12 protein-coding genes are annotated in these 12,755 nt (G+C 70.0%); 8 read left to right on the forward strand and 4 right to left on the reverse strand.

The window, feature by feature from the left end:
• The first annotated feature begins 47 nt into the window (after window positions 1-47).
• The gene (locus tag AC6CCG_RS22160) at window positions 48-740 is read left to right on the forward strand and encodes a DUF1707 SHOCT-like domain-containing protein (protein ID WP_496656839.1); all 693 of its coding nucleotides are present in this window, start codon (window positions 48-50) and stop codon (window positions 738-740) included.
• Window positions 741-800: 60 nt separating this feature from the next.
• On the opposite strand, the gene AC6CCG_RS22165 is transcribed toward AC6CCG_RS22160, so the two are convergent.
• Together AC6CCG_RS22165 and AC6CCG_RS22170 are read right to left on the reverse strand one after the other, a co-directional pair.
• Window positions 801-1,577, reverse strand: a complete 777-nt coding sequence (locus tag AC6CCG_RS22165) for a DUF4097 family beta strand repeat-containing protein (RefSeq protein ID WP_496656841.1) — start codon at window positions 1,575-1,577, stop codon at window positions 801-803.
• A complete protein-coding gene (locus tag AC6CCG_RS22170; protein ID WP_496656843.1) occupies window positions 1,574-2,236 on the reverse strand; it encodes a hypothetical protein in 663 nt (220 codons plus the stop codon). The genes AC6CCG_RS22165 and AC6CCG_RS22170 overlap by 4 nt, the downstream gene beginning before the upstream one ends.
• 53 nt (window positions 2,237-2,289) lie before the next feature.
• Between AC6CCG_RS22170 and AC6CCG_RS22175 the strand changes: the two genes are divergently transcribed.
• From AC6CCG_RS22175 to AC6CCG_RS22185, 3 genes are all read left to right on the forward strand, one after another.
• A complete protein-coding gene (locus AC6CCG_RS22175; RefSeq protein WP_496656844.1) occupies window positions 2,290-2,625 on the forward strand; it encodes a hypothetical protein in 336 nt (111 codons plus the stop codon).
• Between the two features lie 60 nt (window positions 2,626-2,685).
• Entirely contained in the window at window positions 2,686-4,110 is a 1,425-nt protein-coding gene (locus tag AC6CCG_RS22180) for a dihydrolipoyl dehydrogenase family protein (protein WP_496656845.1), read from the forward strand.
• 101 nt (window positions 4,111-4,211) lie between these two features.
• Entirely contained in the window at window positions 4,212-4,685 is a 474-nt protein-coding gene (locus tag AC6CCG_RS22185; RefSeq protein ID WP_496656846.1) for a carboxymuconolactone decarboxylase family protein, read from the forward strand.
• A 64-nt stretch (window positions 4,686-4,749) separates the two neighbouring features.
• On the opposite strand, the gene AC6CCG_RS22190 is transcribed toward AC6CCG_RS22185, so the two are convergent.
• Window positions 4,750-5,517 carry an isocitrate lyase/PEP mutase family protein gene (locus AC6CCG_RS22190; protein WP_496656847.1) on the reverse strand — a complete coding sequence of 256 codons (768 nt, stop codon included), beginning with the start codon at window positions 5,515-5,517 and terminating at the stop codon, window positions 4,750-4,752.
• Window positions 5,518-5,547: 30 nt separating this feature from the next.
• Window positions 5,548-7,728, reverse strand: a complete 2,181-nt coding sequence (locus AC6CCG_RS22195) for a (Fe-S)-binding protein (RefSeq protein ID WP_496656849.1) — start codon at window positions 7,726-7,728, stop codon at window positions 5,548-5,550.
• A 216-nt stretch (window positions 7,729-7,944) separates the two neighbouring features.
• Here AC6CCG_RS22195 and AC6CCG_RS22200 point away from each other — a divergent pair, with 216 nt between their 5' ends.
• Genes AC6CCG_RS22200 through AC6CCG_RS22215 form a run of 4 tightly spaced genes read left to right on the forward strand, consistent with a single transcriptional unit; the run spans window position 7,945 to window position 12,639 of the window.
• The gene (locus AC6CCG_RS22200; RefSeq protein ID WP_496656850.1) at window positions 7,945-9,600 is read left to right on the forward strand and encodes a peptide ABC transporter substrate-binding protein; all 1,656 of its coding nucleotides are present in this window, start codon (window positions 7,945-7,947) and stop codon (window positions 9,598-9,600) included.
• Window positions 9,601-9,654: 54 nt separating this feature from the next.
• Complete coding sequence (locus AC6CCG_RS22205; RefSeq protein WP_496656852.1) at window positions 9,655-10,659, forward strand: ABC transporter permease; 1,005 nt, start codon at window positions 9,655-9,657, stop codon at window positions 10,657-10,659.
• Entirely contained in the window at window positions 10,652-11,599 is a 948-nt protein-coding gene (locus AC6CCG_RS22210) for an ABC transporter permease (protein ID WP_496656854.1), read from the forward strand. Before AC6CCG_RS22205 ends, AC6CCG_RS22210 begins: the two co-directional genes overlap by 8 nt.
• Before the next feature lie 2 nt (window positions 11,600-11,601).
• Complete coding sequence (locus tag AC6CCG_RS22215; protein ID WP_496656856.1) at window positions 11,602-12,639, forward strand: ABC transporter ATP-binding protein; 1,038 nt, start codon at window positions 11,602-11,604, stop codon at window positions 12,637-12,639.
• Window positions 12,640-12,755: the final 116 nt, after the last annotated feature.

Consider the following 12,755-nt stretch of genomic DNA (forward strand, 5'->3'; position numbering starts at 1 on the left):
GACTGACCTCGACATCCCTCCCCGATGTCGTCCCGAGGAGGTCTGCCATGCCCGATCAGCTCGAGCCCATGATCGAATCCGTACGCGAGGCGTGCATCGAGCAGATCCAGCGGCAGTACGCGCTCGGCCGGCTGTCCCGGGACGACCTCGACGATCGGGTCGGTCTCGCGCTGCAGGCGAAGACGCACAGCGCCCTGTCGGCCCTGAACGCTGACCTTGCCCCGGCACCGGCCGAACCGGTGGCCCCGCCGCCGGTACCGGTACCTGTCCAGGCCCGGACCGAGCGCGGGCGGTGGCGTCGCACCGTGCTGGCGATCGCGGGAGCGGCGGCCGTGCTGGCCGCGGGCATCGGAGTCGTCGGCCTGGCCACCAGCACCGGCGCGGCGAACCAGGCGGCCGCCTCCGCCTACTGCGAGTCGACCGGACGGGACGACATGGCGCAGCCGTGTCCGCCCCGGTCGGCCGCCCAGATTCGGCTGGACGCCTACGCCGACCAGCTGCAGATCGCTCGCGGGGACATCGAGTCGTACGAGCCGTCGAGGGAGTTGCTGGCGCGCGTCGAGAAGGGGATCAGGCTGGCCGAGGTGGCCCAGGCCCGGGCTAGGGCCGAGGCTCTGATCGAGGCTGCCGGCGGCAAGCCCGATGCGGCAGCACTCGAGAAGCTGGCTCTCGAGCTGGAAGCGGCGGTCCGGGACTCGGCGGAGGCACTCGCCGAAGCCGCCGCCGCTCAGCCACGCTGACCGGCTCCGTCGGCTCGGCCGGTCCGTCGGCCCAGGCTCCCGGGACCCGGCGCATGTGCGTCAGTCCCGGGCGCGGTGGATGTCGATCTCGCCGGAGGCGGTCCGGCAGCGGACGGCGACGTACGGCTGGCCGTCCTCGGGCTGCTGACTCGCGTCGAGGTCGATCCGGATGTCGCCGTTCACCGTGTTCAGGTCGAGCCAGGCCGGCAGGCCGTCCGCGACGCCGACCTCGATCGAGCCTGAGGCGGACCGGAGATCCACCGAGCCGGTGGTGGAGGCCGCGCTGATGTCGCCCGAGCCGGTGGACACGCTGAGGGTGGCCGCCTTGAGCCGGGCCAACTGCACGTCGCCGGAGCCCGACTTCGCGGTGACCGGGCCGGTGGCCTCGCGGACGACGATGTCGCCGGAGCCGGTGGTGATCTCGGCCGCGTCGGTGACCGTACCCGCGGCGATGTCGCCGGAGCCCGACTTGGCCGACAGGGCCCGGGCAGTGCCGATCGCGATGTCGCCGGAGCCGGTGGCGATCCGGCTGGAGCCGAGGTCGGCGTTGATCACGATGTCGCCGGACTGGGTGGTCACCTCGACGTCCAGGCCGGCCGGCACCTCGAGGAACACGTCCGAGTTCGAGCCGCGGCCCCAGATCCGGTCGGCGGTGATCATCAACCGGTCGTCCCGCTGTTCCACCCGGAGGGCGTACGGGTCGTTCGCGTCCCACTCGTCGATCGTGCAGCGGACCTGGTCCGCCTCCGCGCCGGCGTTGATCAGCACGTCGCCCTCGCCGGGCAGGTTCACCGACACCGAGGAGATGCCGCGGTAGACCTGCTCGAAGACGCTCACTTGACCCACCCCTGGACACTCTGGCCGCCCGGGTGCGAACGGCCGCGGCCCTCGCGATTGCGGTTCCGGCCGGTGGGGCCGCCGTGGCCGAAGACGCCACCGGGCCCGAAGATCCCGTTCGGCCCGAACGGCCCGTCCGGCCCGAACACGCCGGACGGGGGGCCCGGCGGGGTCGGGGGGTGCGGCATGTGCGGTGGCCGGCGGCGCTCGTTGATGGCGTCGAGGATGGCGCGCTGCAGCCAGGCGTTGGTCGAGATGCCGTCGGCGTCGGCCAGTTCGTCCACCTTGGACTTGACCGAGGCGGGCAGCCGGAGGCTGATCCGGGCGATCGGCTCGTCCTCGGACCCGATCTCCGGCTCCTCGGGCTCGGCCGGTTCCTCGGCGGTCGGAGCGATCATGGTCGGTTCGCTCGGCGCGGTGGGCACGGAGACGGCGAACTCGGGGTCACCGCCGACGATCCGTACCTCGACAGAGGCCGGCGCCAGGTCCGCACTGATCGTGCTCGCCGCGTCGGACAGGGCCCGGATCATCGCCAGGCGGGTGGAGGAGTCGATCGCCGTGCCGAGGCGCTGCGCGACCTGCTGAGTATTCTCGTCGGCGAGCGCGGCGGCATTCGTGACGCCTTCGCGGACCGAGGCCAGATAAGGTGAGAGATCCATGACGCCATCATGACACCATGATGGCGTCACTTCAAGACAGGAGTGCACCGCTCGTGCACCTGACCCTGGAACAGACCGACGACGACCGCGGCTTCTCGGTCCGCCGGGTGCTGTTCGCCGATGACGGCGGCCTCACCATCGAAGGCCACGACCTGGGCCCGGGCGTGGAGCGGTTCTTCGGCGAGGGCAACACCGAGTACGAGTTCACCCGCACCGTGACCCCGGCCGGCGTCGCCCGGCTCCGGGAGGCCCTCGCCCTCGACCCCGAAGCGGACCTCGGCGAGGAACTCCGCCGCCGCTTCGCCCACCCGGGCGGCTCGCCCGAACTGGAACGCACCCTCCAGGACCACGGCATCGAGACGACCTTCTGGAGCCGGGTCGGCGACTGACGAGCGGCTCCGGGCACCCGGTCGCTGACAGGCCGGGGTGGAGGGGCGAGGATGGCAACCATGACTGAGCAACTCGAGTACGACGTCGTGGTCATCGGTGCGGGACCGCCGGGCGAGAACGTTGCGGGACGGGTGGTGGACGGCGGGCTGACGGCGGCCATCGTCGAGGCGGAGCTGGTCGGCGGCGAGTGTTCGTACTGGGCCTGCATGCCGAGCAAGGCGCTGCTGCGCGGGACCGAGGCGCTGGTCGACGTGAAGGCGGTCGCGGGAGCGGCGGCCGCCGTCACCGGGAACCAGGACGTGGCGGCGACGCTGGACCGGCGGGATTCGTTCACCTCGAACTGGAAGGACGACGGCCAGGTGCAGTGGCTGGACGGTGCGGGCATCACGCTGCACCGCGGCCGGGGCCGGCTGTCCGGCCCGCGCCAGGTGACGGTCGAGGGGCCGGACGGCGGCCGGACCACGCTGACCGCGCGGCAGGCGGTCGTGGTCGCGACCGGCTCGGTGGCCTCGATCCCGCCGATCGAGGGCCTGAAGGACGTCGACCCGTGGACCAGCCGGAACGCGACCTCGGCGCAGCAGCCGCCCGCCTCGCTGGCGATTATCGGCGGCGGCGTGGTGGCCTGCGAGATGGCGACCGCGTGGAACGCACTCGGCACGAAGGTGATCATGCTGGTCCGCGGCGAGCGGCTACTGGACCGGTTGGAGCCGTTCGCCGGCGAGCAGGTCGCGGCGACGCTGCGCGAGTCCGGCGTCGAGGTCCGGACCGGCGTCTCGGTCGACGCGGCCCGGCGCGAGGGCGGCGAGGTACGGCTCTCCGTGGGCGGCGAGACCGTCACCGCTGAGCAGGTGCTGGTCGCGGCCGGCCGGACCCCGGCGACCGGCGACCTCGGGCTGGACACGGTCGGCCTCGAGCCCGGCCGCTACCTCGAGGTCGACGACACCTGCCGGGTCACCGGCGTCGCGGACGGCTGGCTCTACGCGGTCGGTGACGCCAACGGCCGGAACCTGCTCACCCACATGGGCAAGTACCAGGCCCGGATGTGCGGTACGGCGATCCTGCAGCGGTCCGCCGGCGACACGATCGACGACCAGCCCTGGGGTACGGCCGTCGCCACCGCCGATCATGACGCCACGCCGAGCGTGATCTTCACCGTGCCCCAGGTCGGCGCCGTCGGCCGGACCGAGGAGCAGGCCAAGGGCGACGGCGTGCGGGTCCGTGCGGTGACGTACGAGATCGGCAACGTTGCGGGCGCCTCGCTGTTCGCCGACGGCTACGCCGGCACCGCGAAGCTGGTCGTCGACGAGGACCGGCGGACCATCGTCGGCGCCACGTTCGTCGGCCCGGGCATCGCGGAGCTGACCCATTCGGCGACGGTCGCGATCGCCGGCGAGGTCACGATCGACCGGCTCTGGCACGCGGTGCCGTCGTACCCGACGATCAGCGAGGTCTGGCTGCGCCTGCTGGAGACGTACGGACTCTGACCCCTGAGCCCGGTGTGGGTCGGATCACGTCGAGGGCTGTCACATCGTGCGGTGCCGTGCTGTCAAAGAGGTGTAAGCAGACACGGCATAAGGAGTGCACGATGGAAGCTCGACTGAACCTGATGGGCAGCGCGGTCGGCGGCAAGGTCCTGAAGTACATCACCTCGGCGGGCAAGGCCGCCGAGTCCGGGATCGTGCCGCAGGCCACCGCCGAACTGGTGAAGATCCGGGCCAGTCAGATCAACGGCTGCGGGTTCTGCACCGACATGCACACGAAGGACGCCGCCGCGGCGGGGGAGACCCAGCAGCGGCTCAACCTGGTCGCCACCTGGCGGGAGGCCAAGGTCTTCACGGAGGCCGAGCGGGCCGCGCTCGAACTGGCCGAGGAGGGCACTCGGCTCGCGGACGCGGCCGGCGGGGTCCCGGACGAGGTGTGGCAGCGGGCGGCCAAGCACTTCGACGAGGAACAGCTCGCCGCCCTGGTGATCCAGATCGCGATCATCAACGCCTACAACCGGGTCAACGTGATGATCCAGCAGCCCGCCGGCGACTACCAGCCGGGTATGTTCGGCTGATCGACGTCGTGGGATCGGGGGAGTTCTCGCCGCATGCACCCGGCGGGAACTCCCCCCATTGCCGTCAGGAAGCGAGACCGGGCCGCAGCGCCTCGACATCGGCCTTCAGGGCGGCCAGGGCCTTGCGATAGAACGTCGGCCCGTACGAGACGCGGGCGGCGCCGAGTTCGCGGAGCCGGGACAGGTCAAGCTCGTCGCTCGGATTGCCGTTCACCGGACAGTCCAGCCCCTTGATCAACGCGGCCAGCTCGTCCGCTCGCCGTACCGCGATGGGATAGATGCAGTCGGCGCCGGCGTCCCGATAGAGCCGGCCGCGCCGGATCGTCTCGGCGATCCGGTCGTCCTCGGCGATCCCGGCGCCCGGCAGGAACGCGTCGACCCGGGCGTTGATCACGATCGGCACCCCGGCCGCGTCGGCCGCGGCCCGGACCTCGCCGAGCCAGGCCGCATGCGCCTCCGCGTCCTTGAGTCCGCCGCCCCGGTGGTCGGTGTCCTCGAGGTTGCAGCCGACCGCACCCGCCTTGATCAACTCCTCGACGAGCTGCGCCGGAGGCAACCCGTACCCACCCTCGGCATCGACCGTCACCGGCACCGACACGGCCCCGGCGATCCGCGCGGCAGCCCCGAACATCTCCTGCCACGGCGCGACATCACCGTCCGGAAAGCCGAGCATCTCGGTGACCGCCGCACTCGCGGTCGCGACCGCCGGGAAGCCTGCCTCGGCCACCACCTTCGCGCTGCCCGCATCCCACACGTTCGGCAGCACCAGCATCCCGTCGGTATGCAGGGCCCGGAGCCGATCCGCGTCGGCCTTCAACCTCGTCACGTCCATGGCCGTCATTCTGCGCCCGGCCACTGACACTCAGGAGGACCGCTGCACCGACTCCAGCAGCAGTTGCGCGACGTCGATCACCTCGACCGACTCGGGCGCGGTCCCGTCGGCCTGCTTCGCGGCCAGCCCGTCGGTCAGCATCACCCGGCAGAACGGGCAGCCGGTGGCGATCGCGCCCTTGGCCTGGCCGTTGCCGGCGGCCAGTGTCGCGACCGCCTCGTCGGTCCGGTTCGCGTTGATCCGGGTGCCGAGGGTCTCCTCCATCCACATCCGGGCGCCGCCGGCCCCGCAGCAGAACGACCGTTGCCGGTTCCGCGGCATCTCGGCCACGGTCGAGCCCGGCAGGGCGCCCAGCAGTTCCCGCGGCGCTTCGTAGATCTCGTTGTGCCGGCCCAGATAACAAGGGTCGTGGTACGTGATCGTCCGCCCGGCCACCGAGCCCTCGGGCGGCGCGACCGGGGTCAGCTTCCCGTCCCGGACCAGCCGGTTGAGCAGCTGCGTGTGGTGCACCACCTCGAGCTCGACGCCCACCTGCGGGTACTCGTTCTTCAGCGTGTTCAGGCAGTGCGCGCAGGTGGTGACCACCTTGCCCGCCTTCGCCTCGGTCAGAGTGGCCGCGTTCTCCAGGGCCAGCTGCTGGAAGACGAACTCGTTGCCGGCTCGCCGCGCCGGGTCGCCGGTGCAGGTCTCGCCGTTGCCGAGCACCGCGTACGACACCCCGGCCCGGTGCAGCAGCTCCGCCACCGCGCGCGTGGTCTTGATCGCCCGGTCCTCGTACGCGCCGGCGCAGCCGACCCAGAACAGGTACTCGACCGCCGTCAGGTCCTCGACGTCCTCGCCGACCACCGGCACCTCGAACTCCAGGTCCTTGGCCCAGTCCATCCGCTTCCGCGGGCTCTGGTTCCACGGGTTGCCCTTGCTCTCCAGGCCCTTGAACAGGCCGTTCAGCTCGCTCGGGAACTCCTCCTCGAGCAGCACCTGGTGCCGGCGCAGATCCATGATGTGGTCGACGTGCTCGATGTCCACCGGGCACTGCTGGACGCACGCACCGCAACTGGTGCAGGACCACAGCACGTCCGGGTCGATGACACCGGCCAGCCCGTCGCTGACCTGGATCGGGCCGACCAGCGGCCGGGCCGCCTCGTTGCGCAGGTCGTCCGGCAGGGTCTCCCGGGCCGCCTCGGCAGCCTGCAGGTACGGTGCCTTGGCGTACGCGTGCTCGCGCAGCCCCATGATCAACAGCTTCGGCGAGAGCGGCTTCTCGGTGTGCCAGGCCGGGCACTGGGACTGACAGCGGCCGCACTCGGTGCAGCTGGTGAAGTCGAGCAAGCCCTTCCAGGTGAAGTCCTCGACCTTGCCGACGCCGAGCGGCGTGGCGTCCGGGTCGAGGTCCTCGATCTGCTCGAAGTCGAGCGGCTTCCCCTCGACCATGATCGGCTGCAATGCGCCCAGCGCCGGCCGACCGGAGGACTCCCGCTTGAACCAGAGGTTCGGCCAGGCGGTGAACCGGTGCCAGGCCACGCCCATGGTCAGGTTCAGGCTGATCGTGATCATCCAGGCCATCGAGATGATGATCTTGATCGCGGCCACCACCACGACGGCCGTGGCCAGGGCGTCCGCCGGGATCCCGGCCGGGACGAGGAAATTGGTCAGCGGGAAGTGGATCGCCGAGGTCTCGGCGCCGAGCAGCCGGTACTCCAGCCCGCGCAGGACGACGATGCAGATCCCGATGCCCAGGATGGTCAGCTCGACGTACACGGCCTGCCAGGTCCGGGATCCGAAGAAGCGGGAACCGCGGCCCTTGTCCCGCTGCAGGAACCGGACGATCATCAGACCCAGGATGCTGATGATCATGATCCAGCTGATCAGTTCGCTGATCCACTCGTAGACCACCCAGTGCCCGATCAGGGGCAGTGCGAAGGTCGGGTCGAACAACTGCCCGTACGCGGTGACCAGGGTGAAGAACAACAGCCCGAAGCCGACGAAGACGAACCAGTGGGCGACCCCGATCTTGGTCCACTGCAGCATCCGGGTGTGCCCGAGCGACTCGGCGAGCAGATGCTTCCAGCGCTCGGCAGGGGCGTCGGACCGCTGCCCCGCGACCGGCCGGCCGAGGCGGACGACGCCGACGATGCCGGCGATGGCACGAGCGAAGAGGGTGACGCCGACGACCGATACGGCGAGCGCCACCACGATGGCGATGATCCTCACGCACACTCCCGGGGCCAGAGGGGGTCGGCGGCGTGCCGATGGTGGCCCGTGGCACGCCTCAGGGCACACCTTACTGGCCAGTAACCAGGTTCGGTTCGCCACGATCCGGTCTGCCGCCCAGCTACGGCGGTGTAACAAATGTGCGCGTCTGGCACCTCCTGCGGCGGATCGTGGCATGATCCGTTCCACCCTGACCTCGGCGACCGGGAGGAATCGATGTCGATCATCAAGCGGAAGCTGACCGCGGCGGTCGCGCTGCTGGCCGCTTCGGCCCTGGCGCTGTCCGGCTGCGGCGGCGGGAGCTCCCCCAGCGGCGAGGAGCCGGAAGGGCCGAAGACGGTCCGGCTGGCGCTCACCCAGGACGTCGAGACGCTGCTCCCGATGGACTCCAACGTCAACGACAACATCGCGGTGCTGGACGTGATCTACGACGGCCTGGTCCGCTACAAGCCGGAGACCACGGAGCCGTACAACTACATCGCCTCCGACATCAGCTCGCCGGACAACACGGTCTGGACGATCAAGATCAAGGACGGCTTCACGTTCCACAACGGCGAGCCGGTCGACGCCGAGTCCTTCGCCCGGGCCTGGAACTACGCCGCGTACGGCCCGAACGCCGTGGAGAACAACTACTTCTTCGAGCGGATCAAGGGCTACGAGGAGATGCAGGGCGAGTACGAGGAGGACGACGAGGGCAAGGTCACGGTCACCAAGGAGCCGACGGCGAAGGAGCTGTCCGGGGTCGAGGTGGTCGATCCGAGCACGCTGAAGGTCACCCTCAACGCACCGTTCGTCGGGTTCTCCACGATGCTCGGCTACACCGGCTTCTTCCCGGTCGCCAAAGCCTGCCTCGACGACGTCAAGGCGTGCGCGGTGAAGCCGATCGGCAACGGCCCGTTCCAGGTCGAGGAGTGGGACCAGGGCGTCAAGCTGGTCGCCAACAAATGGGCCGACTACAAGGGCGAGGAGACGCCGAACTACGACCGGATCGAGTGGACCGAGTATTCCGGGTCCTCGTCCTGGCCGGACTTCCAGGCGGGTGACCTGGACACCGGCGCGCCGCCGCCCGCCGAGTGGCAGTCGGCCAACAACGATCCGGACCTGACCGCGCGCAAGGTTGAGCGTCCGGGCGCCGGTCTGACGTACCTCGGATTCCCGCTGTACAAGGGAGCCCCGTGGAACAACATCGAGTTCCGCAAGGCGATCTCGATGGCGATCGACCGGAAGTCGATCATCGAGCAGGTGCTGCCGGGCCAGGCCGTGCCGGCCGACAGTTGGGTGGTGCCGGGCGGCGTGCCCGGCGGCGCGGCCGGCACCTGCGAGTGGTGCACGTTCGACCCGGAGGCGGCGAAGGCCGCGCTGGCCAAGGCCGGCGGTTGGCCGGAGGGCAAGACGCTGACCATCTCGCTGGGCCAGGACGACACCCAGGAGCAGTACTTCCGCGCCATCGGCGATCAGATCAAGCTCAACCTCGGCATCCCGTACGAGCTCGACCCGACGCCGGACTTCTTCTCCCGGCGCAGCGCCCGCGACTTCGACGGCGTGTGGCGCAACAACTGGTTCCCGGACTACCCGCTGAACGAGAACTACCTGGCCCCCGTGTACGCCAGCGGCGACCCGAAGGGCAACACGAACTTCGGCTACTACAACGAGGACTTCGAGAAGTTGATCTCCGAGGGTGATCAGTCGAAGAGCGTCGAGGAGGCCGTGGCGAAGTACGCCGAGGCGGAGAAGGTGCTGGCCCAGGACTTCCCGACCATCCCGCTCAGCTTCGCGCTCGCGGTCACGTTCCACAGCGACCGGGTCGAGAACGTCGTGATCGATCCGTTCAGCGGTGCGACCAAGCTGCGCCTGCTGAAGTACGTCGGCTGAACGGCGTTCGTGTCCTGAGCCTGTCGAAGACGCGTGAACGTAGAGGCGTGATCATTGGGTAGCTATCTCGTCCGGCGGGTGTTGCAGGGCGTCGGCTCACTGGTCGGCGTCATGCTGCTGCTGCATCTGCTGATGACGCTGGCGATCCAGCTCAACGGCAACCCGGCGCTGGCGTTCTTCGGCGACCGGGTGCCGTCGAAGTCCCAGCTGGCGGCGGTGGAGGAGCGGTTCGGGCTGGCCGATCCCTGTTACGACCAGCTCGGCAATCCCTGCCTGGGGCCGTTCGTGAAGCGGATGGGGGACTACCTGACCGGCGACTTCGGGACCAACCACCGGGGCCGCGAGGTCGCCGACATCGTGGCCACGGCGGCGCCGAACACGCTGCGCCTGTTCGTGATCGTCACGATCACCTGGATGATCGTCGGCATGCTGCTGGGCTCGGTCGCGGCGCGCTTCCGCGGTCGGGCTCCCGATCACTCGATCCGGTTCATCAGCATCCTGATCGACGCCTTCCCGGTGTTCGTGACGTTGCTGGTCTACAAGTTCATCGTCACGGTGCCGGTCAGCAACTGGCTGAGCGACCGGTTCGGCGACAACAGCCTTCCCGCCCTGCTGTTCAAGCCGTCGTTCTCGGCCGAGCATCCGTGGGCGACCGTGATCATTCCCGGACTGCTGCTCGGGCTGACCGGGGCGGCACCGTTCCTGCGCCTGGTCCGGGCCAGCCAGCTGGAGAACTACAACGCCGATCATGTCCGGACCGCTCGCGCGAAAGGGCTCGGCGACACCCACGTCGCGGCGTACCACATCGTCCGCAACTCGGCGATCCCGGTGATCACCGCGGTCGGGTTCGTCTTCGCCGAGGCGCTTGCCGGTGCCGTGATCACCGAGGGCATGATGAACATCTACGGGATGGGCGGAGTGCTCTGGGATGCCGTACGGGGCAGCGAGGTGTCGGTGGTGATCGGGGTGGTGACCATCCTGGCCGTGGTCACGATCGTGGTGATGCTCGTCGTCGATCTGTTGTACGCGGTCCTCGATCCCCGGATCCGCTATGACTGATCCCACCACGTCGGCGGCTATCGCGGCCGAGACAGAACCGGGCGGCCGCGTCGACCAGGCCGCGCGGTCCCTCTGGTCCGACGTGTTCCGCCGGATGCGGCGCCGGCCGGACGTGATCATCGCGACCTTGATCAGCCTCTTCTTCGTGGTCGTCGCGATCTTCCCGACCCTGTTCACCGCCACCGACCCGCAGCGCTGCGACATCTCCGAGTCCCGGCTGCCGCCGCAGGGCTTCGGCGGCGAGCATCCCTTCGGGACCAACCTGCACGGCTGCGACGTCCTGGCCCAGTTGGTGCACGGCGCCCGGCCGTCGCTGGTGCTGGCGTTCACCGTCGTCGGCGCGTCCGTGATCATCGGGCTGGTGCTGGGCACGGTCTCCGGCTACTACCTCGGCTGGGTCGATGCGGTGACGTCCCGGGTGCTGGAGATCTTCCTGGTGATCCCGTTCCTGCTGGCCGCCCTGCTGTTGCTGTCGATGTTCCGCAACGTCGACTTCGGCGGCGGTCAGCTGGCCTCGATCGTGCAACCGGCGATCGTGTTGATCTTGTTCGGCTGGATGGGCTACACCCGCTACGTCCGGGCCAGCGTGCTGGAGACGAAGAACCTCGACTACGTCGCCGCCGCCCGCTCGCTCGGCGCCTCCGACCTGCGGCTGATGTTCTCGCACATCCTGCCGAACGCGATCGGCCCGGTCACCGCGCTGGTGCCGACGTCGATCGCCGGCGTGATCGCGACCGAGGCCGTCCTGGCCTTCCTCGGCATCGGCGTCCGGCCGCCGGCGGTCAGCTGGGGGATCATGATCTCCGACGGTGCCGAGTGGTTCACCGGCGGCTTCCCGCACCTGCTGCTGTTCCCGCTCGGCTGCCTGCTGGCCACGATCCTGTCCTTCGTGGTGATCGGGGACAACCTGCGGGACGCCCTGGACCCGAAGCTGAGGTGATCATGGCCGAACCGCTGATGCCCACATCGCCCCCTGAGCTCGTCGAAGGGCGGACCGACGGTCCGCTGCTCGAGGTTGATCGACTCGCGGTCGAGTTCCGTACCGAGGACGGAGTCGTACGGGCCGTGAACGGCGTCTCGTTCGCCGTCGAGGCTGGCCGGACCCTGGCCATCGTCGGCGAGTCCGGCAGCGGTAAGAGCGTCACCGCCCAGGCCGTCCTGGGGCTGCTGCAGACGCCGCCGGCCCGGATCACCGCCGGCAAGATCAACTTCCGCGGGGTCGACCTGCTGACGCTGCCGCGGCGGGAGCACCGGGCCGTCTGCGGTGAGCACATCGCGATGGTGTTCCAGGACGCTCTGGCGGCGCTGAATCCCGTGTACAGCGTCGGCTTCCAGCTCGGCGAGGCTCTGGTCGCGCGGCGCGGCCTGTCCCGGCGGGCGGCCCGGGCGCGGGCCGTCGAGCTGCTCGACCTGGTCCAGGTGCCGAACGCCGCTCAGCGGGTCCGGGACTACCCGCACGAGTTCTCCGGCGGGATGCGACAGCGGGCCATGATCGCGATGGCGCTGGCGATGGAACCCGAGGTGCTGATCGCCGACGAGCCGACCACAGCGCTGGACGTCACGGTGCAGGCCCAGATCATGCGCCTGCTGGCCGAGATCCAGGCCGAACGGGACATGGGCCTGATCCTGATCACCCACGATCTCGGCGTCGTGGCCGACGTCGCGGACGAGATCACCGTGATGTACGCCGGCCGGGCCGTCGAGCAGGCCGGCGTCCACGATCTCTTCGCGGCCCCGGCGCATCCGTACACCGAGGCTCTGTTGCGTTCCATCCCGCGGGTGGACCGCAAGGGTCAGGAACTCGAGGTGATCGCCGGCCGCCCGCCGGAACTGACCCGGATCCCCGCCGGCTGCCCGTTCCACCCCCGCTGTCGCCGAGCCGAGGACCTCTGCCGCACCGACCCACCACCCCCGCTCCTCGAAGTAGCCCCCGGCCGACACTCGGCCTGCCATTTCGCCGCCGACCTCGTGAGCCCCTGACCCCGCCCGCCCAACAACGCCCCGTTCGGGCGGCGACCGTGATCTGAGTGAGGGTCAGCGCTCGTAGGCCGCGCCGGTTCGCCCCCGACGAAAGCCGGCCAGGCTCGCCGACTGGT

The organism is Microlunatus sp. YIM B11417, assembly GCF_059617205.1.

Coding starts and splice junctions, on each gene's coding strand:
- AC6CCG_RS22200 (WP_496656850.1), top strand. CDS start 7,945: ATGTCGATCATCAAGCGGAAGCTGACCGCGGCGGTCGCGCTGCTGGCC.
- AC6CCG_RS22160 (WP_496656839.1), top strand. CDS start 48: ATGCCCGATCAGCTCGAGCCCATGATCGAATCCGTACGCGAGGCGTGC.
- AC6CCG_RS22215 (WP_496656856.1), top strand. CDS start 11,602: ATGGCCGAACCGCTGATGCCCACATCGCCCCCTGAGCTCGTCGAAGGG.
- AC6CCG_RS22185 (WP_496656846.1), top strand. CDS start 4,212: ATGGAAGCTCGACTGAACCTGATGGGCAGCGCGGTCGGCGGCAAGGTC.
- AC6CCG_RS22170 (WP_496656843.1), bottom strand. CDS start 2,236: ATGGATCTCTCACCTTATCTGGCCTCGGTCCGCGAAGGCGTCACGAAT.
- AC6CCG_RS22210 (WP_496656854.1), top strand. CDS start 10,652: ATGACTGATCCCACCACGTCGGCGGCTATCGCGGCCGAGACAGAACCG.
- AC6CCG_RS22180 (WP_496656845.1), top strand. CDS start 2,686: ATGACTGAGCAACTCGAGTACGACGTCGTGGTCATCGGTGCGGGACCG.
- AC6CCG_RS22190 (WP_496656847.1), bottom strand. CDS start 5,517: ATGGACGTGACGAGGTTGAAGGCCGACGCGGATCGGCTCCGGGCCCTG.